This is a genomic window from Paraburkholderia ribeironis (assembly GCF_900019265.1).
GTDB classification, from domain to species: Bacteria; Pseudomonadota; Gammaproteobacteria; order Burkholderiales; family Burkholderiaceae; genus Paraburkholderia; species Paraburkholderia ribeironis.
On the sequence record NZ_CYGX02000027.1, the window covers coordinates 77,986 to 99,312 of the forward strand.

Annotated in this window: 21 protein-coding genes; 10 read left to right on the forward strand and 11 right to left on the reverse strand. The window is 64.7% G+C overall.

Features of this window, described 5'->3' with window-relative positions:
• Window positions 1–39: 39 nt before the first annotated feature.
• Together BN2475_RS13305 and BN2475_RS13310 are read right to left on the reverse strand one after the other, a co-directional pair.
• Window positions 40–1,236 (reverse strand): aminotransferase-like domain-containing protein, encoded by a 1,197-nt coding sequence (locus BN2475_RS13305; RefSeq protein WP_094779980.1) that lies wholly within the window; start codon window positions 1,234–1,236, stop codon window positions 40–42.
• A gap of 72 nt (window positions 1,237–1,308) precedes the next feature.
• Complete coding sequence (locus tag BN2475_RS13310) at window positions 1,309–1,998, reverse strand: VOC family protein (protein WP_094779981.1); 690 nt, start codon at window positions 1,996–1,998, stop codon at window positions 1,309–1,311.
• 316 nt (window positions 1,999–2,314) lie between these two features.
• On the opposite strand from BN2475_RS13310, the gene BN2475_RS13315 reads away from it, so the two are divergent.
• A complete protein-coding gene (locus BN2475_RS13315; RefSeq protein ID WP_094779982.1) occupies window positions 2,315–3,769 on the forward strand; it encodes an aminotransferase-like domain-containing protein in 1,455 nt (484 codons plus the stop codon).
• Window positions 3,770–3,951: 182 nt separating this feature from the next.
• On the forward strand, window positions 3,952–5,850 hold the full coding sequence (gene htpG, locus BN2475_RS13320; RefSeq protein WP_094779983.1) for a molecular chaperone HtpG: 1,899 nt from the start codon (window positions 3,952–3,954) through the stop codon (window positions 5,848–5,850).
• 194 nt (window positions 5,851–6,044) lie between these two features.
• On the opposite strand, the gene BN2475_RS13325 is transcribed toward htpG, so the two are convergent.
• On the reverse strand, window positions 6,045–6,551 hold the full coding sequence (locus BN2475_RS13325) for an OmpA family protein (protein ID WP_094779984.1): 507 nt from the start codon (window positions 6,549–6,551) through the stop codon (window positions 6,045–6,047).
• A gap of 288 nt (window positions 6,552–6,839) precedes the next feature.
• Here BN2475_RS13325 and BN2475_RS13330 point away from each other — a divergent pair, with 288 nt between their 5' ends.
• The 6 genes from BN2475_RS13330 to BN2475_RS13355 all read left to right on the forward strand — a co-directional run bounded on the left by BN2475_RS13330 (window position 6,840) and on the right by BN2475_RS13355 (window position 12,383).
• Window positions 6,840–7,577, forward strand: coding sequence for a chorismate--pyruvate lyase family protein (locus BN2475_RS13330; protein ID WP_094779985.1), 738 nt, complete (start codon window positions 6,840–6,842; stop codon window positions 7,575–7,577).
• Complete coding sequence (locus BN2475_RS13335; RefSeq protein WP_094779986.1) at window positions 7,577–8,050, forward strand: DNA-deoxyinosine glycosylase; 474 nt, start codon at window positions 7,577–7,579, stop codon at window positions 8,048–8,050. The genes BN2475_RS13330 and BN2475_RS13335 overlap by 1 nt, the downstream gene beginning before the upstream one ends.
• Entirely contained in the window at window positions 8,047–8,982 is a 936-nt protein-coding gene (locus BN2475_RS13340) for a class I SAM-dependent methyltransferase (protein WP_094779987.1), read from the forward strand. Before BN2475_RS13335 ends, BN2475_RS13340 begins: the two co-directional genes overlap by 4 nt.
• A gap of 346 nt (window positions 8,983–9,328) precedes the next feature.
• Window positions 9,329–9,571 (forward strand): DUF3311 domain-containing protein, encoded by a 243-nt coding sequence (locus BN2475_RS13345; protein ID WP_094779988.1) that lies wholly within the window; start codon window positions 9,329–9,331, stop codon window positions 9,569–9,571.
• Window positions 9,568–11,118 carry a monocarboxylate uptake permease MctP gene (gene mctP / locus BN2475_RS13350; RefSeq protein WP_094779989.1) on the forward strand — a complete coding sequence of 517 codons (1,551 nt, stop codon included), beginning with the start codon at window positions 9,568–9,570 and terminating at the stop codon, window positions 11,116–11,118. Before BN2475_RS13345 ends, mctP begins: the two co-directional genes overlap by 4 nt.
• A 140-nt stretch (window positions 11,119–11,258) precedes the next feature.
• On the forward strand, window positions 11,259–12,383 hold the full coding sequence (locus BN2475_RS13355; RefSeq protein ID WP_174641942.1) for an FUSC family protein: 1,125 nt from the start codon (window positions 11,259–11,261) through the stop codon (window positions 12,381–12,383).
• Window positions 12,384–12,403: 20 nt separating this feature from the next.
• Here the strand turns inward: BN2475_RS13355 and BN2475_RS13360 are convergent, their stop codons facing one another.
• The 5 genes from BN2475_RS13360 to BN2475_RS13380 form a co-directional block, all read right to left on the reverse strand.
• Window positions 12,404–12,823 carry a VOC family protein gene (locus BN2475_RS13360; protein ID WP_094780116.1) on the reverse strand — a complete coding sequence of 140 codons (420 nt, stop codon included), beginning with the start codon at window positions 12,821–12,823 and terminating at the stop codon, window positions 12,404–12,406.
• 273 nt (window positions 12,824–13,096) lie between these two features.
• Complete coding sequence (gene tal, locus BN2475_RS13365; protein WP_094779991.1) at window positions 13,097–14,050, reverse strand: transaldolase; 954 nt, start codon at window positions 14,048–14,050, stop codon at window positions 13,097–13,099.
• Between the two features lie 287 nt (window positions 14,051–14,337).
• On the reverse strand, window positions 14,338–15,558 hold the full coding sequence (locus tag BN2475_RS13370; protein ID WP_094779992.1) for a benzoate/H(+) symporter BenE family transporter: 1,221 nt from the start codon (window positions 15,556–15,558) through the stop codon (window positions 14,338–14,340).
• An 81-nt stretch (window positions 15,559–15,639) separates the two neighbouring features.
• Complete coding sequence (locus BN2475_RS13375) at window positions 15,640–16,815, reverse strand: vWA domain-containing protein (RefSeq protein WP_094779993.1); 1,176 nt, start codon at window positions 16,813–16,815, stop codon at window positions 15,640–15,642.
• A 17-nt stretch (window positions 16,816–16,832) separates the two neighbouring features.
• The gene (locus BN2475_RS13380) at window positions 16,833–17,675 is read right to left on the reverse strand and encodes an AAA family ATPase (protein ID WP_094779994.1); all 843 of its coding nucleotides are present in this window, start codon (window positions 17,673–17,675) and stop codon (window positions 16,833–16,835) included.
• Between the two features lie 468 nt (window positions 17,676–18,143).
• Here BN2475_RS13380 and BN2475_RS13385 point away from each other — a divergent pair, with 468 nt between their 5' ends.
• Together BN2475_RS13385 and BN2475_RS13390 are read left to right on the forward strand one after the other, a co-directional pair.
• Complete coding sequence (locus BN2475_RS13385) at window positions 18,144–18,512, forward strand: c-type cytochrome (protein WP_094779995.1); 369 nt, start codon at window positions 18,144–18,146, stop codon at window positions 18,510–18,512.
• Between the two features lie 47 nt (window positions 18,513–18,559).
• Window positions 18,560–18,943 carry a c-type cytochrome gene (locus BN2475_RS13390; protein WP_094779996.1) on the forward strand — a complete coding sequence of 128 codons (384 nt, stop codon included), beginning with the start codon at window positions 18,560–18,562 and terminating at the stop codon, window positions 18,941–18,943.
• Window positions 18,944–19,110: 167 nt separating this feature from the next.
• On the opposite strand, the gene BN2475_RS13395 is transcribed toward BN2475_RS13390, so the two are convergent.
• The 3 genes from BN2475_RS13395 to rsxB form a co-directional block, all read right to left on the reverse strand.
• Window positions 19,111–19,545: a DUF1841 family protein gene (locus BN2475_RS13395; RefSeq protein ID WP_094779997.1), complete on the reverse strand. Its 435-nt coding sequence runs from the start codon at window positions 19,543–19,545 to the stop codon at window positions 19,111–19,113.
• Between the two features lie 96 nt (window positions 19,546–19,641).
• Complete coding sequence (nth, locus tag BN2475_RS13400) at window positions 19,642–20,286, reverse strand: endonuclease III (protein ID WP_094779998.1); 645 nt, start codon at window positions 20,284–20,286, stop codon at window positions 19,642–19,644.
• 19 nt (window positions 20,287–20,305) lie between these two features.
• Window positions 20,306–21,175 (reverse strand): electron transport complex subunit RsxB, encoded by an 870-nt coding sequence (rsxB, locus tag BN2475_RS13405; protein WP_094779999.1) that lies wholly within the window; start codon window positions 21,173–21,175, stop codon window positions 20,306–20,308.
• Window positions 21,176–21,327 lie beyond the last annotated feature (152 nt).

Sequence of the window (21,327 nt, forward strand, 5' to 3'; positions counted from 1 at the left end):
CGGTGGCGCGAGTCGCGTGAGGATCGTGCGACAGGTCGCTCAGACCTTCGCGCGGATCAGCGTGGCGAGGCGTGCGACGCCTTCGTCGATTCTAGCCGGCGGCACCGTGACGAACGACAGACGCAACGTGTTGTGCTGTGCCTCGTTCGCGAAGAACGGACCGCCCGGCACGAACGCGACGTTCTGCGCGACCGCTTCTTCGAGCAGTTTCATGCTGTCGATCTGCGCCGGCAGATTCACCCAGATGAACATGCCGCCTTCCGGACGGTTCCAGCTCACGCCTTCGGGCATATAGCGCGTGAGCGCGTCCAGCATCGCCTCGCATTGATTGCGATACAACTCGCGGATGGTCGGCACGTGCGTGTCGAGGAAGCCGTCCTTGATCACTTCGTGCACGATGCGCTGCGTGAAGCTGGGCGTGTGCAGATCGGTGGCCTGCTTGGCCTGCACGAGTTTGAAGATCAACTCTTCGGGCGCGATGATGAAACCGACCCGCAGGCCCGGCGCGAGCACCTTCGAGAACGACCCGAGGTAGACGATGTGATCCGGCGCCATCGACAGCATGGTGGGCAGCGGTTCGCCCGCGTAGTCGAGCGCACCGTACGGGTCGTCTTCGATCACCGGGAACGGCGCGTTCCTCGCGAACTCGGCAAGCGCGCGACGGCGTTCGACCGGCAGCCGGCGGCCGGTCGGATTCTGGAAGTTCGGTTGCGCGTACAGCAGGCGCGCGCCCTTGGTCAGATCCGGCGTGAGTTCCGCGGGGATCAGGCCTTGCTCGTCGGTCGGTACCTGCACGTAGTGCGGTTCGTACATCGAGAACGATTGCAGCGCGCCGAGGTAGGTGGGCGTTTCGACCAGCACGGGACTACCCGGGCACACCAGCACTTTGCCGAGCAGGTCGAGCGCCTGTTGCGAGCCGGTGGTGATCAGCACCTGGGTGGGACGAATCTGCGCGCCGTTCACCGAGTAGCGCTGCGCGATCCATTCACGCAGCGGCGCATAGCCTTCGGTCGCGCTGTACTGCAGCGCCGCGGCGGGCGTGTCGCGCAGAATGCGGTCGGACGCTTCGCGCATACGTTCGGCCGGGAAGGTGGCCGGCGAGGGCAGGCCGCCAGCGAACGAAATGACTTCGGGCCGTTCCGTGACCTTCAGGATCTCGCGGATCGCGGAGCTGGTGAGCTTGCGCGCGCGTTCGGACAATTGCCACGTCGGGGCTTTGAGGTCGCTTTGGTCCATGGTCTCCTCTGGTATCTCTAGAACCGGTCAAAGCTTCAATTATCGCGCGAGTCGACGACCCGCGCGCGCTGCTTATTTCAGGGTCCGTAGACCGCCAGGGGTTTCAAATTGGGCGACGAGCGCCGCGGCGCCGTCGGTGGACTGCAAGTCGAGCAGATGCGCCGCACCGAGCCACCGCAGTTGCGCGCTTACCAGTTCGGCTTGCGGATGCACGGCTTTCAAGGCTTTCAGCGTGATCTCCGTGGCCGGCAATGCGCTCGACGGATGCCGCGCCGAGTCCCACTGAATCAACGATGGCAGCACGCCGTCGCCGGCGCCTTGCCAGGCCGGGAACGACCCGTCGTCGGGCACCGACAGACTCCACGTGAAATCGCCGCGCGTCATCGGCACGATCGGCGCAATGCGCTGTGGATACTGCGTTTGCCACATCGACAGCCGCTTGGGCCGCTCGACCCGGGCGACCCAGTGCGACAGGTACGGGCCGCGCTCGAGCCGCGCGTGCGTCGCCGGGTCGTCGAGCGCGAACAGGCGGGCGCGCGGCGCGCCGCCGTCGGCCACGGACGCGGCGTGCGGGTCGATCGCGATCACCTCGAGATACACGCCGCCCCACAGGTTCAGCAGGCGATTGTGAGTGCGCATCAGCGGATGCGCGCCGCCGCCGGCCGGGGCGATGCCCAGCGTGTCGGCGACGTACTGGGTGCCCTCGTCGAGGGTGCGGGCGGAAATCACGAGGTGATCGAGACGGAGCGGATGGGCTGTCATGACGAATCGAAGCGAATCGAGGCGGATCGAGAAAAACGGTTTTCTGCGCGGTCTTCTGCGCGCTTTGTGCGCTAAGCCGGCGCGCATGGTCTGACGGTGGCGCGGCCGGGGCCGTAAGCATAACCGTTTGCCGGGTCGGCGGGCGATGCGGATGGTTGTGACCGGTGTCGCCGGATCGCCCACGCACCGCGGACCCCGTGTCCGAACCGCGTTTGCGCTGCGTCGCCGCCCTTTGCCGTACTCGAATGTAGCGGCGGCGACCGGCACAGTAACGGTACAATCGCCTCGATACTGTTCGGTACAGTTGGAGCCCGCCATGTCCGTCCCGCTTGCCCAGATTCCCGCCCCGCACGATACGTCAGCGCTGACGCTGGTCGAACAGCTGGTGCAGTGGGCGCGCCGCCGCATCGAGGAGCGCGTGTTCCGCCCCGGCATGCGGATGCCGTCGATCCGCAAGCTCGCGCTCGATAAGGGCGTGTCGCGCTTCACCGTGGTCGAGGCGTACGAGCGGCTGGTGGCGCAAGGGTATCTGGAGTCGCGGCGCGGCTCCGGCTTCTACGTGCGCGAGAGGATCTCCGGCGCGGCGGTCATGGAGATGCGCCCGCACCCCGAAGGGGCGCCCGCGCCGACCACGATCGACGTGGTCTGGCTGTTGCGCAACATGCTGTACACCGGCGCGCGCCCTGAGCGCAGTCCGGGCCTTGGCTATCTGCCCGCGCGCTGGCTCGACGGCGACCTGATCACCAATGCGTTGCGCACGCTCGGCCGGCAAAGCGGCGCGCAGATGCTCGGCATCGGCACGCCGCAGGGTTTTTTGCCGCTGCGCCAGCAGTTGCAGACGCGGCTGGAGGAACTGGAAATCGGCGCGTCGCCCGATCAGATCGTGATGGTGTCGGGCATCACCCAGGCGATCGACCTGATTTCGCGCATCTACGTGAAGGCGGGCGACGCGGTGATCGTCGGCGATCCGGCCTGGTTCCAGATGTTCGGACGCTTTGCATCGCAAGGCGCGCGGCTGGTCGGCATGCCGTACACGCCGGACGGCCCGGACCTCGACGCGCTCGAATCGCTGGTGCAAACGTGGCGCCCGAAGATGCTGGTGATCAACTCGGTGCTGCAGAACCCGACCGGCACGTCGCTGACGGCGGCCCAGGCGTTTCGCATCCTGCGCCTTGCCGAAGCGTATGACTTCATCGTCGTCGAAGACGATATTTACGGCGATCTGTGCCCGCCGAGCTATCCGGGCACGCGGCTCGCGAGCCTCGACCAGTTGAAGCGCGTGATCTACCTCGGCAGTTTCTCGAAGACGCTCGCGCCGAATTTGCGCGTGGGCTTTATCGCGTGCGCGCCGGAGGTGGCCACGGCGGTCAGCAACCAGAAGATGCTGGTCGGCATGACGAGCCCGGAGCTCAACGAGCGCGTGCTTTACAAGATTCTGACCGAAGGCCACTACCGACGGCACGTCGAGCGCTTGCGCGTGCGGCTCGACGGTGTGCGCGAAAAATCCGTGCGGATGCTGGAGAAGACCGGCATGAAGCTGTTCCTGACGCCTACGGCCGGCATGTTTCTGTGGGCCGACACGGGCGTCGACGCTGGCGCGCTGGCGGCCGCCGGCCACGAAGCCGGCTTCCTGCTGACGCCCGGCGGCCTGTTTTCACCGCAGCAGTCGCCGACCACGTGGATGCGTTTCAATATCGCCAACTGCGGCGATCCTGAGCTGGCGACGTTTCTGTGCCGTTACCTCGACGGCGTTGCACGCCGGGCCTCTTGAAACCGCGCCGGATCGCCCCCAGTTAGGCGGACGATCCGGCGGCCCGACGTTGTTCGGCATTTTTCCGGGTGCCAGGCCGCGCCGCACGGCACGACCTGGCACCCGCGTGGCACCCGCGTGGCACCGGCGCCCAGTGTTACCCCTGGCTTGAACCCGATTCGCAACAGAGAGGAAGTCCGACCATGGCACAAGAAACCATGAGCTTTCAGGCAGAAGTGAAACAGCTTCTGCAACTGATGATCCATTCGCTGTACAGCAACAAGGAAATCTTTCTGCGCGAGCTGATTTCCAACGCATCCGACGCGGCCGACAAGCTGCGCTTCGAAGCGATCGCAAACAGCGCGCTGTACGAGAACGATCCGAACCTGCGGATTCGCGTGTCGTACGACAAGGCCGCGCGCACCGTCACGCTCGACGACAACGGCATCGGCATGAGCCGTGACGAGATCATTTCGCACCTCGGCACGATCGCGCGCTCGGGCACCAAGGAATTCTTCGGCAAGCTCTCCGGCGACCAGCAGAAAGATGCGGCGCTGATCGGCCAGTTCGGCGTGGGCTTCTATTCAGGCTTCATCGTCGCCGACAAGATCACGGTCGAATCGCGCCGCGCCGGTTTGCCGGCCTCGGAAGGCGTGCGCTGGGTCAGCGCAGGCGAGGGCGATTTCGTGGTCGAGACAATCGAGCGCGCCGCCCGCGGCACGACGATCACGCTGCATCTGCGTGCCGACGAGGACGAGCTGCTGTCGTCGTATCGCCTGAAGTCGATCATCCACAAGTATTCCGACCACGTCGCGCTGCCGATCCTGATGCAGAAGGAAGAGTGGGACGCGGAAAAGAGCGAGATGGTCACGAAGGACGAGGACGAGACCGTCAACCAGGCAAGCGCGCTGTGGACCCGCGCAAAGAACGACATCACCGAAGACCAGTACAAGCAGTTTTACCAGCACATCTCGCACGACCATCAGGACCCGCTCACGTGGACTCACAACCGCGTCGAAGGCCGCAGCGAATACACGCAACTGCTATACGTGCCGTCGCACGCGCCGTTCGACCTGTGGAACCGCGAGCAGCGCGGTGGCCTGAAGCTGTACGTGAAGCGCGTGTTCATCATGGACGACGCCGAGCAGCTGCTGCCGGCGTATCTGCGGTTCGTGAAGGGCGTGGTCGATTCGAGCGACCTGCCGCTGAACGTGTCGCGCGAAATCCTGCAGGAGAGCCGTGATGTGAAGGCGATCCGCGAAGGCGTGACCAAGCGCTCGCTGTCGATGCTCGAAGAGCTGGCCAATTCGGATAACGACGCGGACAAGGAAAAGTACGCCGGTTTCTGGAAGGAATTCGGCCAGGTGTTGAAGGAAGGCATCGGCGAAGATTTCGCCAATCGCGAGCGGATCGCGAAACTGGTGCGCTTCGCGTCGACGCACACGGAGACGCCCGAGCAGACCGTGTCGCTGGCCGATTACGTCGCGCGCATGAAGCCTGAGCAAACGAAGATTTACTACGTGACCGCCGACACCTGGCAGGCCGCGACCCACAGCCCGCATCTCGAAGTATTCCGCAAGAAGGGCGTGGAAGTGCTGCTGCTGACCGATCGCGTCGATGAATGGATGCTGTCGTTCCTGAACGAATTCGACGGCAAGCCGTTGCAAAGCGTGGCGCGCGGCGATCTCGATCTGGGCGCGCTGAACGACGAGGAAAAACAGGCGCAGGAGAAGGTCGGCGAAGAATTCAAGCCGCTCGTCGAGAAGATGAAGGAAGTGCTGAAGGACAAGGCGAAAGACGTGCGCCTGACGTTCCGTCTGACCGATTCACCGTCGTGCCTCGTTGCGGACGATGGTGAAATGAGTGGCTATCTGCAACGCATGCTGAAGGCCGCAGGCCAGCAGGCGCCGTCGTTCCACCCGATTCTCGAGGTGAATCCGGAGCACGCGCTGGTAAAGGGATTGCATGCGGACAGCGCGAACTTCGACGACTGGTGCCATCTGTTGTTCGATCAGGCCTTGCTTGCCGAAGGTGGCGCGCTGGAAGATCCGGCGAGCTTCGTGATGCGTACCAATGCGTTGCTGCTGGCGCGTGCGAATTGAGCATGAGCCGACCGCGTTGTCGTACTGATGCCCTTGGTTGAAAAATGCGCTGCTTCGGCAGTGCATTTTTTTCCCGTTTCAGTTGCCGATGCGCTGAGTCTCATGTTGAAGGACACGTTTGGGCGGTGCGCTGGTGACGATCGACAGCGCCCCGCGGCCTTCATTCTGACGCAGCCGGAGCTAGCCGGCGACGCTCACTTCCTGCCCATCATCGTGTCCATCGACTCGCCGCGAACGATAATCTCTGTGCGACGGTTCAGTGCGCGTCCTTCGGGCGTGTCGTTGCTCGCCACCGGGTTGTTATATGCGTTGCCCTTCGTGCGGATGCGATCCTGCGCCACGCCACGCGCGACCAGCGCGTAACCCACCGAGGTTGCGCGCGCTTCGGACAGGTGCTGGTTGTATTCGAGCGTGCCGATATTGTCGGTGTAGCCCTCGACGACGATCGGCTTGTTGCTGCGCTTGAGCAAGACCGCGGAACGATCGACCACGGCGCTCGAATCGGCGCGCACGTTGGATTGATTGAAATCGAACAACGCGGTTTCGGGCAGCTTGACCGCAACGCCGTCCGGGACTTGGGCCACCTCGATGCCGAGCTTGCTGTTCAACGCGGTTTCCGTATCGCGATTCAGCGGGGCTGCGCAGCCAGCCACCAGCAACACCGACAGCACGCATGCCGTCGCGCCCAGAAATTTTTTCATGTTCCGCCTCTCCTTGATGGTCTGATTGGATGGCGCGTCGCATCGAACGTGGGACGCACCGCTGGCCTGGTTCAAACATGAAGGTTTTATCGCGCGTCGCAGGGGTGGGGAATCAGCTTTATCCGAAAACGCCAGGCGGTTTGACGCGACTCGAGATCCGTGTCGCTGTCGCTGTCGTAGTGGTCGCAGCCGTTGGCACCGACTCGCCGCGAAATGGACGAAGCGCACGAAGCGCATGATGTGCGCGCGGAAAATCGCCTGACGGCCGCGCCGTTATAATCCGACACCATGCCTATCCGTTTCGATGCCGCCGACGCCCACTGGCGCGTCGCGTCCTTACCCGGCTTCAGCGCCGCCCAGAAAGACTGGTTGACCCGTGGTGGTTCACTGACCGCGCATCTGCGCGCGCTCGGCACGGTTGCGGTGCGCGTGACGCGCGAAGGCGTCGCGCTGCCATGGGCCGACGAGACCGCCGCGCTCGGCCTTGCACCGCGTGCGCCGGTGTGGGTTCGGGAAGTGGTGTTGTCGGTGGACGACGTGCCGTTCGTCGCCGCGCATAGCGTGACGCCGCGCGCCGCGAGCGTCGGCGTGTGGCAGGCCACGCGGCGTCTGCGCACACGGCCGCTCGCCGAGCTGTTGTATAGCGATAGCAGCGTGGCGCGCTCGTCGCTGGTGAGCCGCAGGGTGAGCGCGCGTCATCCGTTGTACCGGTTGGCGGCGCGTGAAATCGACCGCCTGCCGCCGCATGCGTTGGTCGCGCGCCGTTCCGTGTTCGAGCGTCACGGCGCGCCGCTCATGGTGACCGAATGCATGCTGCCGGCGCTGTGGGCGCATCTGGCGCATCTGGCGTCCATGGGCGAAGCGAGTACGGCGGGCGCCGCGTGTGCTGCGCACGCAGCGGGCCAGCGGCTCGCGCATCCTCTGCCCGCCGCGCAGCCACGCATGCGTGAGCACGGCCGTGCGCTCGAGCATACCGCGTCACGCGCGCATCCCGCGTTGCGTGCGTCCGACCCACGGAACCGCTGATGCTGCGCGGCTTTCCCCCCGTCGCCGCCGCGGATACGCACACGCTGATTCTGGGCAGCTTTCCCGGCGAAGCGTCGCTCGCCGCGACCCAGTATTATGCGCATCCGCGCAACCAGTTCTGGCGCCTGCTCGGCACCGTGCTCGACGAATCGCTCGTCGAACTCGCGTACGAGGAGCGCCTGCGGCGCGTGCTCGCGCACGGCATCGGCGTGTGGGACGTGCTCGCCGCGTGCGAGCGCGAAGGCAGTCTCGATGCCGCGATCCGCAACGCGAGTCCCAACGACTTCGCCGCGCTGCGCGCGCACGCGCCGAAGCTCGCGAAAGTCTGCTTCAACGGCAAGACGGCGGGCCGCTTCGCACCGATCATCGGCGCGGCGGGCTACGCTACGCTCGTATTGCCTTCGTCGAGTCCGGCGAATGCTATGCTCTCGTTCGACCAAAAATTGCGTCTCTGGCGCGACATCCTTACATGACGAAATTGATCAAGCGCGCTTCGGCCGAGGCGCGTGCTTTCCGCAACCGGGACGCTGACAGCGCCGGTGGCAAACGAAACAACCTGAACAACGCGCGCAAAGCAGTGCGCCACAATGGGCGCGCATCGCACGACGACGATCTGCACGACGCGCCGCAAATCGAAGCACCGCGCAAGCCGCGCTTCGCGCCGGTGACGTTCTCGGAAGAGGGCGGGGTGCGCTTCCTGCATTTCGGCACGGAATGGGTGCAAGGCGCGATGCGTCTGCGCAAGCCCGATCACATCGAACTCGAATACGCGCAGCAGATGATGGCCTGGCTGCTGTTCATCGAAACGCCCAAGCGCATCGTCCAGCTCGGTCTGGGCGCGGCGTCGCTGACCAAGTTCGCGCATCGTTTCCTGAAGCGCGCGAAGGTCGAGGCGGTCGAGGTGAACCCGGCGGTCGTGGTGGCCGCGCGCACCATGTTCGACCTGCCACACGACGACGCCCGTCTGACGGTGCACGAAACCGACGCATGGGACTTCGTCAACGATCGCGCCAATCACGGCACGATCGGTGCGCTGCAGATCGACGTCTACGACGCGACCGCACGCGGCCCGGTGCTCGACAGCGTCGGCTTCTATCGCGCGGTGCGCGCGTGCCTGACCGACGCGGGCGTGGCGACGGTGAATCTGTTCGGCGATCATCCGAGCTTCGTGCGCAACATGAAGCGCCTGAACGAAGCGTTCGACGGCCGCGTGATCGCGCTGCCGGAAGTGCACGACGGCAATCGCATCGCGATCGCGTTCTCGGGCCCATCGCTCGATGTGCCGTTCAGCGCGCTGCAAACGCGTGCGAAGCTGATCGAAGCGCAACTCGGCTTGCCGGCGCGCAAGTGGATCAAGGGTCTGCAGGAATCGACCGGGCAGACGGGCGTGTCGTTCTCGATCTGAGCGCCCAGGCTTAAGCAGCGGGCCGGTCGGCTGACCGGCTCGCGAAGGCGCCCAAGCGCGGCCGATGGCCGATCAGCGTCGTCATCACCGCAGCACCCCGGCTGAACCACCTCTGCACCGTCTACAGGCCACGCGTCGCCAGCCGATCCATCGCGCATCGGCTCATGATTGCGGCCTTTCACTGCATTGTCCCGCCTCGTCCCGCCTCGGGTCGTCCCTGCTTGACCGTGGATTCGCGGCTCCTATATTCTGTCGAGGCTCTCGGGGTGCCCGTGGCCACCCGCCGTGGGTTCCACCTCCCGCCAGACACGGGCAAACAATTCAAAAACAGGAAAGAGGAGACGTCATGGCTCACGACGCCGACGCGAACAAAGCCAGCAAGCACTGGCTCTGGTTGCTGCTGGTGCCCTGGATCGCAATGGTCTGGGTGCCTTCATACAACAGGATCGAACCTCAGCTGTTCGGTTTCCCGTTCTTCTACTGGTATCAGCTTTTGTGGGTGCTGATCAGCGCGGTCATCACGGCGCTGGTGTACTTCAAGACCAAGTCGCGCTACACGGGCCGTTCGCAAGGGGGCGCGCAACAATGAACGCCATCGCAACTTTCGTCTTCGTCCTGTTTTTCATCGGCGTCACGATTCTCGGCTTCATCGCGGCCCACTGGCGGCGCGGCGACCTCGCCCACCTGGAAGAGTGGGGCCTCGGCGGCCGGCGCTTCGGCACCATCGTCACGTGGTTCCTGCTGGGCGGCGACCTGTACACCGCGTACACCTTCATCGCCGTGCCGGCGCTGGTGTTCGGAGCGGGCGCCACGGGTTTCTTCGCGCTGCCGTACACGATCCTGATCTATCCGTTCGCGTTCGTCGTGTTCCCGAAGCTGTGGAGCATCGCCAAGCGTCACGGCTACGTGACGTCGGCGGACTTCGTGTCGGCCCGCTATGGCAGCCGCATGCTCGCGCTGGCCGTCGCCGCGACCGGCATCGTCGCGACCATGCCGTACATCGCGCTGCAACTGGTCGGTATCGAAGTGGTGATCGGTGCGCTCGGTTTCGACACCCAGGGCTTCGTCGGCGATCTGCCGCTGATCATCGCGTTCGCCATCCTCGCGGCGTACACGTACACGTCGGGCCTGCGTGCGCCGGCAATGATCGCGGTGGTCAAGGACATCCTGATCTACATCACGATCTTCGCCGCGATCATCGTGATTCCGCCGCAACTGGGCGGCTTCGGCCATATCTTCGCCGCTGTGCCGCCGGAAAAGTTGCTGCTGAAGTCGCCGGACGTCTCGAGCCTGAACGGTTACAGCGCCTACGCGACTCTTGCGGTGGGTTCGGCGCTCGCGCTATTCCTGTACCCGCATTCGGTCACCGCGGTGCTGTCGTCGAAATCGGGTAACACGATTCGTCGCAACATGGCCTTGCTGCCGGCCTATTCGCTGGTGCTCGGTCTGCTCGCGCTACTCGGCTTCATGGCGCTGGCCGCCGGCGTGAAGGACATGCCGGAATTCGTGCCGTACTTCAAGGCGTTCGGCCCGAACTTCGCGGTGCCCGCGCTGTTTCTGCACTTTTTCCCGTCGTGGTTCGTCGGCGTGGCGTTCGCGGCAATCGGCATCGGCGCACTGGTGCCGGCGGCGATCATGTCGATCGCGGCAGCGAACCTGTACACGCGTAACGTGCACAAGGAGTTCATCAACCGCAACATGACGCATGAGCAGGAGACCAACGTCGCGAAGCTGGTCTCGCTGATCGTCAAGGTCGGCGCGGTCGCGTTCATTATCGGCCTGCCGCTCACGTACGCGATCCAGCTGCAACTGCTCGGCGGCATCTGGATCATTCAGACGCTGCCGGCCATCGTGCTGGGTCTGTACACGCGCATGCTCGACTACCGCGGCCTGCTGCTCGGCTGGGCGGCCGGCATCGCCACCGGCACGTGGATGGCGATTTCGCTGAAGCTGGCCAGCTCGATCTTCACGATCCACCTGTTCGGCATCGGGATTCCGGGCTATGCGGCGGTGTGGTCGCTGATTGTCAACCTGGTGGTCGCGGTGGTGGTGAGCCTGCTGGTGCGCGCGACCGGCATGCAGCGCGCCGAAGACCGCACCAGTCCGGAAGACTATCTGGACGTGGTCGAAAGCTGATCGACCGGCTTCGGGTCGGTCGGCTCGACCGGTTTGAAAAACGCGGCGCCCGCAGACGAAAGTTTGCGGGCGTTTGTCTTTGGCGGCCACTCCAGGGCAGGATAGCGGGACCGTCCTCCACCGCCTTCCATCGCGCCGCCATGGCTTCTGCCGATTCCCGTACTGTGATTCCACGTCGCTCGGCGCTCAGCCGGATGATGCGCGCGGTGACGTCGCCTTACTACCGCTACCGGCACGCGAGGGTGCTGCACAGCCTGCGCGTCGGCCTCGCGATGCTGGTGTCGATTCTGGCGACCACCGGCATCGACATTCCACACGGCATCTGGTCTTCGGTGACGCTGCTGGTGGTGATCGGCGGCTTGCAGCATCACGGCAATATCCGCAAGAAGGCCGCCGAGCGCGCGGCCGGGACGCTGCTCGGCGCGTCGATCGGGCTGCTGCTGATCCTGCAGCAGAACCTGGTCGGCTCGCTGCCGCTCACGTACGTGCTGATGGCGGTCGTCGCGTCGATCTGCGCGTGGTTCGCGATCGGCTCGTCCGGTTATGTCGGACTGCTGACGGCCATCACGATGTGCATCGTCGCGGGCCACGGCGACAATCTGATCGACGTCGGCCTATGGCGCACGCTGAATGTGCTGATCGGCATCGTGATTGCGCTGGCGTTTTCGTTCGCGTTGCCGCTGCACGCGACGTATTCATGGCGCTATGGGCTCGCGGCCAATCTGCGCGAATGCGCATCGATCTATGCACGCCTGCTCGATGGCGAGACGATCAGCGAAGAGGAGCAGGTAAAGCGCTTTCTGCAAATCAACCGGCAGCTGGTGCAGCTGCGCTCGCTGATGCCGTCGGTCGCGAAGGAAATCGACGTGCCGCAAGCAAAGCTGGAAGAGATCCAGCGGCTGCATCGCTCGGTGCTCAGTTCGCTGGAGTTGCTCGCGACCGGTCCGCTGCTGCACGCCGACGCGATGGCCCGCGCCGCGTATGCGGCACGCTGCGGCGTCGAGGTCCATGCGGTGCGCGCGCTCCTGCTGGCGATTGCGCGCGCACTGCGCTTTGGCCGCGCGACGCACTTCAGCATTCCGGTCGCGTCACCGCTCGCACAAACGCACGGCGACGCGGCGCTCGCGCTGCCGCCCGATCTGCAGGGGCCGTACTGGCTCGGGCAGCGGCTCGCGGAACAGGTGGACCGGCTACGCGCGCTGTTGCTGGAGACCGAGCCGAACTGGAATATCGAGCGGCGGGCGCGGCATGCGCTGAAGGGGTAGGCGGGGCGGCCCGCCGCGCGTCACTCTTCTGACGGCAGCGTCACCATCCACGTCAGGCCAAAACGGTCCACCACCATCCCGAAGCCCTTGCTCCAGAACGTGGCCTGGAACGGCATCACCACCTGGCCGCCGTCGGCGAGCGCGCTGAAGTATTTTTCGGCGGACGCGGCGTCGTCGGCCGTCAGCGACAGGCTGAAGCCGTTCATCGGCGGGGCCGCCGGATCGCAACGGCCATCGGAGGCCATCCAGTCGGACGAACCCAGCCGCACGCTGGCGTGCATGATTTTTTCTTCGAGACCCGGGCGAGGCGGGTTTTGCGGGTCCGGCGGCGCCTCCTTGTAGCGCATCTTGAAGATCACCTGGGCGCCGAGCTTCGCGCTGTAATAATCGAGCGCCTCTTCGCAACGGCCATTGAAAAATACATAAGGCTGAACTTGCATGATCGTCTCCCACAATAGGATCGGCAGCGCCGTCAACTCGCGGTCCCATGGTGACCGGGAAGGGCGTGGAGTCGATTGTAGTCGCACGTCGCGACGACGATTGTGACGTTATTGCGTAGCAGGCGACGGCGGCGCGGGCGGCCGTGACCGTACGTTCTCAACTCCGCAAACGGCAGGCGGCCCTGAACCGTCAGGTCCAGGGCCGCCCGTTCAGCCGCCTGTTTCCCGTCGCTCGCGCCGGCCGCCTGCTTCAGGCGGCGCCGGCAGCGCCGCTTAACGCAGCGTTTCGATCAGTTTTTCCAGCTTGATCGCGTCCGCGGCGAACGTGCGAATGCCCTCGGCGAGCTTTTCGCTCGCCATCGCCTCGTCGTTGACGAGGAAACGGAACGACTTCTCGTCGACCGGAATGCGCTCGATGTTCTCGTGGCCGGCCATCTCCGGCGACAGCTTGCGCTCGACCTTGTCGGTGCTGTCCTGCAGCTTCTGCAGCAGATCCGGGCTGATGGTCAGCAGATCGCAGCCGGCCAGTTCCAGAATCTGGCCGGGCGTGCGGAAGCTCGCGCCCATCACCTCGGTCTTGTAGCCGAACTTCTTGTAGTACGCGTAAATGCGGCGTACCGATTTGACGCCCGGATCGTTGGCACCGCCGTCCTTTGCCTCGTCCCACGCGCTGCCGGCGTTTTTCTTGTACCAGTCGTAGATGCGGCCGACGAACGGCGAGATCAGCTGCGCCCCCGCTTCCGCGCACGCCGCGGCCTGCGCGAGCGAGAACAGCAGCGTCATGTTGCAGCGGATGCCTTCCTTCTGCAGCACTTCCGCCGCGCGGACGCCTTCCCAGGTCGAAGCCAGCTTGATCAGCACGCGTTCGCGGTCGATGCCGTGCTCCTTGTACAGCGCGATCAGTTCGCGGCCCTTGGCGATCGAACCTGCGACGTCGAACGACAGGCGCGCGTCGACTTCGGTCGACACGCGGCCCGGGATGATCTTGAGGATTTCCGTGCCGAAGGCGATCAGCAACTGGTCGATGATCGCGCCGACGGGCTTCGACGCGTGCGCTTTCACGGTCTTTTCGAGCAGCGGCCGGTAGTCGTCTTTCTGCACGGCTTTCAGAAGCAGCGACGGGTTGGTCGTCGCGTCCCGCGGCTTGTACTGGGCGAGTTGCTGGAAGTCGCCGGTATCGGCCACGACCGTGGTGTATTGCTTGAGTTGATCGAGTGCGGTTGTCATGTTCGAGCCTTCAGGGCGCGTGCGCGCCGTAGTTCAGGAGAAATGAGGTCGCCGCCGCGCTGACCGGATGCATCAGTGCCGGCGGCCGCGGGTCACGCTGCAGCGCCGCCCGTGATGTTGCCGGGAAATGTTGCCGGGAAGCGCTGCCGGATGTTTCTATTCTATGGCTGCCGGATCTCTCTATTCTATGGCGGATCGCGTGATCCAGTGGTGACACCGGGTGGCCGTGATCCATTCGCACGGATTGCGAACAGCGATGGTCGACCCGGCGATCACGCGCGAAGCCCTCACGCGCGCCGCGTGTTCAGCACCAGCTGCGTCAACACGCCCGCCACCAGCCCCCAGAACGCCGAGCCGATGGACAGCAGCGTGAGGCCGGAGGCCGTCACCATGAACGTCACCAGCGCGGCTTCGCGCTGCTTGACGTCCTGCATCGCATTAGCGAGGCCGCTCATGATCGAGCCGTACAGCGCCAGCGCCGCGACGGAGACCACCAGCGCCTTCGGTAAAGCCGAGAACAACGCGGCGATGGTCGCGCCGAAAATGCCGGCGACCAGATAGAAAATGCCACCCCAGACCGCGGCCGTGTAACGCTTACCGCGGTCTTCGTGCGCCTCGGGGCCAGTGCAGATCGCCGCAGTGATCGCCGCAAGATTGATGCCGTGCGAGCCGAACGGCGCGAGCAGCAGCGACGCGATGCCGGTCGTCGAAATCAGCGGCGCGGATGGCGTGGTGTAGCCGTCCGCGCGCAGCACGGCGATGCCCGGCACGTTCTGCGACGCCATCGCGACGACGAATAGCGGAATGCCGATGCTCACGCTGGCCGCCACCGAGAATGCCGGCATCGTGAACACCGGATGCGCCAGCGCGACATGAAAGCGGCTGAAATCGAGCAAGCCGAGCACACCGGCCGCAGCGGTGCCGACTACCAGCGTCGTCGGAATCGCGTAACGCGGCGCGAGGCGTTTGACGATCAGGTAGGTGAAAAACATCGTCAGCACCAGCGCGGTCTGGAACTGCGCGGCGCGGAAAATCTCGACGCCGATCTCGAACAGGATGCCCGCCAGCAAGGCCGACGCGATGCCGGCGGGGATCTTCCTCATCAACGTGTCGAACCAGCCGGTCAGGCCGACCACCGTCAGCAACGCCGCGCAGACGATGAACGCGCCGATCGCCTGCGCATACGCGACATGCGGCAGCGACGACACCAGCAGCGCGGCGCCGGGCGTCGACCACGCGATCACGATCGGCGCGCGAAAGCGCAGCGACAGGCCGATCGAGCACACGGCCATGCCGATCGACAGCGCCCAGATCCACGATGAAATCTGCGCATCGGTCAGATGCGCGGCCTGTCCCGCCTGGAACATCAGCACGAGTGAACTGGTATAGCCGGTCATCATCGCGACGAAGCCGGCGACGAGGGTAGACAGCGACGTATCGGCGAGCAGACTGAAACGCCCGCGAGGCGCGGCGCAAGGGGACAATTCGGGCGATGAAGAAGAACTCATGCAAATGCTTTTTATCGTTGAAGGTGAAGCGTAACGGCAGTGTAGCGGTGGCGTGATGGTGGCGTGACGGACGTAGCGGCGCTATTTGCTCAGCATGCGCATCGCGCTCTCCAGCCCAGCGAGCGTGAGCGGATACATCCGATGGCCAAGCACTTCGCGAATCGCGCTGACCGATTGCCGGTACGCCCACAAGCCTTCCGGTTCGGGATTGAGCCACGCGTAGTGCGGGAAGTGGTCCGCGAGACGGCGCAGCCACACCGCGCCCGCTTCAGCGTTGTTGTATTCCACCGAGCCGCCCGGCTGCAGCACTTCGTAAGGGCTCATGGTCGCGTCGCCGACGAAGATCAGCTTGTAGTCGGGCGTGAACTTGTGCAGGACGTCCCACGTCGGCGTGCGCTCGGCATGGCGGCGGCGATTGTTCTTCCACAGAAAGTCGTACACGCAGTTGTGGAAGTAGTAGAACTCGAGATGCTTGAACTCGGCCTTCGCGGCGGAGAACAGCTCCTCGGTGCGCTTGATGTGATCGTCCATCGAGCCGCCGACGTCGAGCAGCATCAGCACCTTCACCTTGTTGTGCCGCTCGGGCACCATCTTCAGGTCGAGCCAGCCGGCGTTCGCTGCGGTGCTGCGGATCGTGTCGGGCAGATCGAGTTCTTCGGCGGCGCCTTCGCGGGCGAAGCGGCGCAGGCGGCGCAGCGCGACCTTGATGTTGCGCGTGCCGATTTCCACCTGGTCGTCGTAGTCGCGATAGGCGCGTGCATCCCACACCTTGACGGCGGTGCGGTTGCCCGCCGCGTCACCGCCGATGCGTACGCCTTCGGGGTTATAGCCGCCGTTGCCGAACGGCGACGTGCCGCCCGTGCCGATCCATTTGCTGCCGCCCTCGTGGCGCTCTTTCTGTTCGTCGAACAGTTCCTTGAGCCGCTCCATCAGTTTGTCGAGGCCGCCCAGCGCTTCGATCTGGGCTTTTTCTTCCGGCGACAGCTCGCGCTGCAGCTTCTTTTTCAGCCAGTCGAGCGGGACGTCGAACGCCAGTTCCGACGCTTGCGCGGCGCCGTTGAAGTACGCGCCGAACGCCTGGTCGAACTTGTCGAAATACTGCTCGTCCTTGATCAGCGTGATGCGCGCGAGGTAGTAGAACTCGTCGAGCGACGGCGCGATCACGTTGGCTTTGAGCGCTTCGAGCAGCGTCAGGTATTCCTTTACCGACACCGGCAGCTTGGCGGCGCGCAGCGAGTAGAAGAAGTCGATCAGCATGCTGGGTCAGCGGTCCATCACCGGTTGTTTCGGTTCATAAAAATCAACCGCTCGAACAGGCCGACGTCCTGCTCGTTTTTCAGCAGCGCGCCGTGCAGCGGCGGAATGATCTGCTTCTGGTCGGGCGAGCGCAGCGCCTCTGGCGGAATGTCTTCGGCGAGCAGCAGCTTGAGCCAGTCGAGCAGCTCCGACGTGGACGGTTTCTTCTTCAATCCCGCGACGTTGCGCAGCTCGAAAAAACTCTGCATGGCCGCGGCGAGCAGGTCTTTCTTGATGCGAGGATAGTGGACCTCGACGATCTCCTGCATGGTGGCGGGGTCGGGGAACTTGATGTAGTGGAAAAAGCAGCGACGCAGGAACGCGTCGGGCAGTTCCTTCTCGTTGTTCGACGTGATGATCACGAGCGGGCGCTGTTTCGCGCGGATCAGCTCGTGCGTCTCGTACACGTAGAACTCCATGCGGTCGAGTTCGCGCAGCAGGTCGTTCGGGAATTCGATGTCGGCCTTGTCGATTTCGTCGATCAGCAGCACCGTTTGCTGGTCCGACTCGAACGCCTGCCACAGCACACCCTTGACGATGTAGTTGCGGATCTCCTTGACGCGCTCGTCGCCGAGTTGCGAATCGCGCAGGCGCGACACCGCATCGTATTCGTACAGACCCTGCTGGGCCTTGGTGGTGGACTTGATATGCCACTGCAGAAGCGGCATGCCGAGCGCGGCGGCGACCTCTTCGGCGAGCATGGTCTTGCCCGTGCCCGGTTCGCCCTTGATCAGCAACGGGCGCTTTAGCGTCATCGCGGCGTTGACCGCGAGCTTGAGGTCGTCGGTGGCGACGTACTGCGATGAGCCTTCGAAACGCATGGTCAGGTGCTCTTTTGCGAAAAAAAACCAGTATAAGTCAGAAGCCCTGTTGGCCTGAAACCGGCTCCAGTAAGGTGTCAGCCACAGTGCCGCCCGAAGGGGCCGTGCGGAGCGGCGGCGGTGGCAGGCACGGTGGTTGGTCCGGTGGCCCGTCCGGTGGCGGGTGGCCGGCCCATGCGTGGCGTGCATGCGGTGGGCGCACGCCGGGTTTGCCGGGCGGGGCGGATCAGGCGGGCCGTTACGCGCCGGCGCCCGCGTCGCCTGGCGCACCGCGCAAGGACCAAACCGGCGCCGGCCTTGGCCGCGCAGCGAGCCGCTACGCCGCTGGCCCCACGCGGTGGACGTTCGGCGCGGCGTCGCGGTACAATTGGTCCGATTTTTTTGGCCTGCGTGGCTACCCTACAAGAAGAACGGCGCGGGCCGTTGCCTTTTTGGGCGCCCGTTTCCCCTCAAGCCAGGTTACATGCTATGAACAAATTCGTCGGCAAACATGTCGTGATCGCAGCGCTGTCGGTGCTCGCGGGCTATACGGCCAGTGCGCAGGCAGCGGATGTCGTCGGCAACGCGAAGGCGGGCCAGGACAAGGTCGCGATGTGTATTGGCTGCCACGGCATCCCTGAATACCGCACGGCATATCCTGAGGTCTACCGCGTGCCGATGCTCGGCGGCCAGAATCAGGCGTATCTCGAAAATGCGTTGCATGGCTACAAGAAGGGCGACCGCCATTTCGACACGATGCACGCCATCGCCACCTCGCTGTCGGATCAGGACATCGCCGACATCGCTGCCTACTACGCAGCGCAAAATCCCTCTTCGAAAAGCAATCCCGACAAGTGATCGGCGCCGGTCGCCCGGCTATTTATATTCGCGGGTTAGGAGAATTCATGATTAAGCCCCAACAGGCACTCCACACGGTGTTCAAGGCTGCATGCGCGGCGGCGGCAGTGATCGGTCTGGCTGCAGCGAACGTCGCGCATGCCGCCGACGCCGGCAACGGCAAGGTGCTGGCCGAAAGCCACAATTGCGCGGCTTGCCACGGCGTCAACCTGAACAAGCCGGTGAGTCCGGAGTATCCGAAGCTCGCAGGCCAGCACGCCGACTACATCTACTGGGCGCTGCGCCAATATCAGATGGGCACCGGCAACCCACACCTCGGTCGCAACAACGCGATCATGCAGGCGCAGGTGCAAAGCCTGTCGCAAGCCGACATGAAAGACCTCGCCGCTTATGTCGAATCGCTGAGCGGCGATCTGGTGCAGAAGAAGTAAGCACGGCTAGCGCGTTGCGTGATACGCGCCGCTCGCAGTTCAAACGACACCCCGCTTTGGCGGGGTGTTTTGTTTTGCAAGCCGCGAGCCAGCAGCCTGCTGCCGGGCAGCACGCCCGGCATCACGTTCAGTGTTGCGCGCGTGCGCCGGCCTTGCCAAGCCAGCTCTCAGTCGCGCGTCGCGCGTCGCTCGATCCGTTGCAAATAGGCGTCCGTGTCAGGTGGCGTGCCGGTGCGCTGCGCTTCCCAGATGGTTTCGCCAAGGCAGTCCATGATCGCGTGCTGCGCGTCGTGGGTCGAGCCGAGGCGGGCGGCGAGCCGCTCGTGCGCGGCGCGAATGCCGGGCGGCTGGTCGATCGACAACTGTTCGGAGATCGCCAGATGCATCGACAGATGCAGGAACGGATTGGTCTGCCCGCGCTCGGGCGAGTAGTCCTGCGCCTGTGCTGCCTCGCTATCGGTCAGGTCGGCGTGGTATTCGGGGTGCTCGATGATCCAGTCGGCGGCCATCGCCTCCAGCGGCGTCAGAATCTCGCCTTGACGCTGCTTGCGCCAGGTGTCGGTGAAAAAGAGGCGTACTTCGTCGCGGCTGGGGTTGAACATCGTGGGACCGGTGCGTTTGAGTAGGGCCTGCGCGGCGGCGCGCGCAGGCCTGCATTTTACGCCGGGGCAGCGCGGCCTGCTGGCGGCGCGCCGGGCTTAGAGATCGGGCGGCGGCGTCTTCGGCCGGAACTCGCAAAGCGGCTCGATCACGCAGTGCCAGCACTCGGGCCGGCGCGCCTTGCAGACGTAACGGCCGTGCAGGATCAGCCAGTGGTGAGCATCATGTTTGAACTCGGCGGGCGTGAATTTCTCCAGCGCCGCTTCGACCTCGCGGACGTCCTTGCCAGGCGCGAGTCCGGTGCGATTGGCAACCCGAAAGATGTGCGTGTCCACCGCGATGGTCGGATGACCGAACGCCGTGTTCAGGATCACGTTGGCGGTTTTGCGGCCGACGCCCGGCAGGCTCTCGAGCGCTTCGCGGTCCTCGGGCACCTCGCCGCCATACTGGTCGAGCAGAATGCGGCAGGTCGCAATGACGTTCTTCGCCTTGTTGCGGTAGAGGCCGATCGTCTTGATGTAGCTCGCCACGCCCGCTTCGCCGAGGTCGAACACCTGCTGCGGCGTGTTCGCGACCGGAAACATCTTGCGCATCGCCTTGTTGACCGAGACGTCCGTGGCCTGCGCCGACAACAGCACGGCAATCAGCAATTCGAACGGCGACGTGTACTCGAGCTCGGTGGTCGGATGCGGGTTCAGACTCTGAAGCGTTTCGTAGATGGCGCGGCGTTTGTTCGCGTTCATGCGGAGCGTGCGGGTGCGGTTAGCGCGGATTGGACGGCGTGTCGGTGTCGTCGTCGGTGAGTCCGAGACGGCGGCGGCGTGCTTCGGCGGCGTCGATCTGCGCCTGCACATCAGCGCTGACGTGTTCGGTGTTCAACGGCCCCTGGCCTTTGGCGGCCAGCTCTTCCTTCTTTTTGCGAGCGCGTTCGAGCGCGGCCTGGATGATCGCGCGTTTCTTCGCCTCGGCGTCGTCCGGTTTCTTCGCTTCGGCGTCGTCCGTGGCGGGTGCGGTGCCCGAAGCCGTGGCCGCCCTGTCCTGCGTGGAGCGAATCGCCTCGGTCGGCGCGGCGGGGGCGCCACCGCCCGCTCGTCGCGCCGCAGCACGTGCTTCGGCGGCTTCGCGTTCGCGCGTCAGACGCGCTTCGCGCCGGTCATGGCGCGTGCGCGCGGCGTCGGCCTGGCTTTGGCTCCATGCGTCCCAGCCGGTGGCGTCGCCCGTGACCGGCGGCATCGCGATGCAATCGACCGGGCACGGCGGCACGCACAGGTCACAGCCGGTGCACAGTTCGGTGAGCACGGTGTGCATCTGTTTCGGTGCGCCAACTATCGCGTCGACCGGACACGCCTGCATGCACAACGTGCAGCCGATGCAAACCTGCTCGTCAATAACCGCCACCGGACGTGGCCGTTCGACGCCATTGGCGGAATTGAGCGGAATCACCGGCTTGCCGAGCAGCGCGGCGAGCCGCGCGATGCCTTCGGCGCCGCCTGGAGGACACTGGTTGTAATTGGCCTCACCGTTTGCGACGGCCTCGGCATAAGGACGGCACGCCGGATAACCGCATTTCGTGCATTGTGTCTGGGGCAGCAGATCTTCGATGCGATCCGCGAGTGTTTTAATGGCTATCACGATGACGACGTGGGGGCTTGCCTTGCGTCCGCAAAACCTGAACTAAATAGCACATTATCGCCGATTTCCCCGATTGCCATTCGTAATCCATGTGCCATAATCGAAGCGCTTTTTCGAAAGACCGCAGAAAAGGGTGTCCCCCAACCATGGCG

What these genes read in the sequence shown, in the direction of transcription:
- BN2475_RS13340 (WP_094779987.1), top strand. Translation starts at nt 8,047, where the DNA reads ATGACGAAATTGATCAAGCGCGCTTCGGCCGAGGCGCGTGCTTTCCGC.
- BN2475_RS13335 (WP_094779986.1), top strand. Translation starts at nt 7,577, where the DNA reads ATGCTGCGCGGCTTTCCCCCCGTCGCCGCCGCGGATACGCACACGCTG.
- BN2475_RS13360 (WP_094780116.1), bottom strand. Translation starts at nt 12,823, where the DNA reads ATGCAAGTTCAGCCTTATGTATTTTTCAATGGCCGTTGCGAAGAGGCG.
- BN2475_RS13390 (WP_094779996.1), top strand. Translation starts at nt 18,560, where the DNA reads ATGATTAAGCCCCAACAGGCACTCCACACGGTGTTCAAGGCTGCATGC.
- mctP (WP_094779989.1), top strand. Translation starts at nt 9,568, where the DNA reads ATGAACGCCATCGCAACTTTCGTCTTCGTCCTGTTTTTCATCGGCGTC.
- BN2475_RS13385 (WP_094779995.1), top strand. Translation starts at nt 18,144, where the DNA reads ATGAACAAATTCGTCGGCAAACATGTCGTGATCGCAGCGCTGTCGGTG.
- BN2475_RS13370 (WP_094779992.1), bottom strand. Translation starts at nt 15,558, where the DNA reads ATGAGTTCTTCTTCATCGCCCGAATTGTCCCCTTGCGCCGCGCCTCGC.
- BN2475_RS13380 (WP_094779994.1), bottom strand. Translation starts at nt 17,675, where the DNA reads ATGCGTTTCGAAGGCTCATCGCAGTACGTCGCCACCGACGACCTCAAG.
- BN2475_RS13375 (WP_094779993.1), bottom strand. Translation starts at nt 16,815, where the DNA reads ATGCTGATCGACTTCTTCTACTCGCTGCGCGCCGCCAAGCTGCCGGTG.
- htpG (WP_094779983.1), top strand. Translation starts at nt 3,952, where the DNA reads ATGGCACAAGAAACCATGAGCTTTCAGGCAGAAGTGAAACAGCTTCTG.
- BN2475_RS13315 (WP_094779982.1), top strand. Translation starts at nt 2,315, where the DNA reads ATGTCCGTCCCGCTTGCCCAGATTCCCGCCCCGCACGATACGTCAGCG.
- BN2475_RS13395 (WP_094779997.1), bottom strand. Translation starts at nt 19,545, where the DNA reads ATGTTCAACCCCAGCCGCGACGAAGTACGCCTCTTTTTCACCGACACC.
- nth (WP_094779998.1), bottom strand. Translation starts at nt 20,286, where the DNA reads ATGAACGCGAACAAACGCCGCGCCATCTACGAAACGCTTCAGAGTCTG.
- BN2475_RS13345 (WP_094779988.1), top strand. Translation starts at nt 9,329, where the DNA reads ATGGCTCACGACGCCGACGCGAACAAAGCCAGCAAGCACTGGCTCTGG.
- tal (WP_094779991.1), bottom strand. Translation starts at nt 14,050, where the DNA reads ATGACAACCGCACTCGATCAACTCAAGCAATACACCACGGTCGTGGCC.
- BN2475_RS13330 (WP_094779985.1), top strand. Translation starts at nt 6,840, where the DNA reads ATGCCTATCCGTTTCGATGCCGCCGACGCCCACTGGCGCGTCGCGTCC.
- BN2475_RS13355 (WP_174641942.1), top strand. Translation starts at nt 11,259, where the DNA reads ATGGCTTCTGCCGATTCCCGTACTGTGATTCCACGTCGCTCGGCGCTC.
- BN2475_RS13325 (WP_094779984.1), bottom strand. Translation starts at nt 6,551, where the DNA reads ATGAAAAAATTTCTGGGCGCGACGGCATGCGTGCTGTCGGTGTTGCTG.
- BN2475_RS13305 (WP_094779980.1), bottom strand. Translation starts at nt 1,236, where the DNA reads ATGGACCAAAGCGACCTCAAAGCCCCGACGTGGCAATTGTCCGAACGC.
- BN2475_RS13310 (WP_094779981.1), bottom strand. Translation starts at nt 1,998, where the DNA reads ATGACAGCCCATCCGCTCCGTCTCGATCACCTCGTGATTTCCGCCCGC.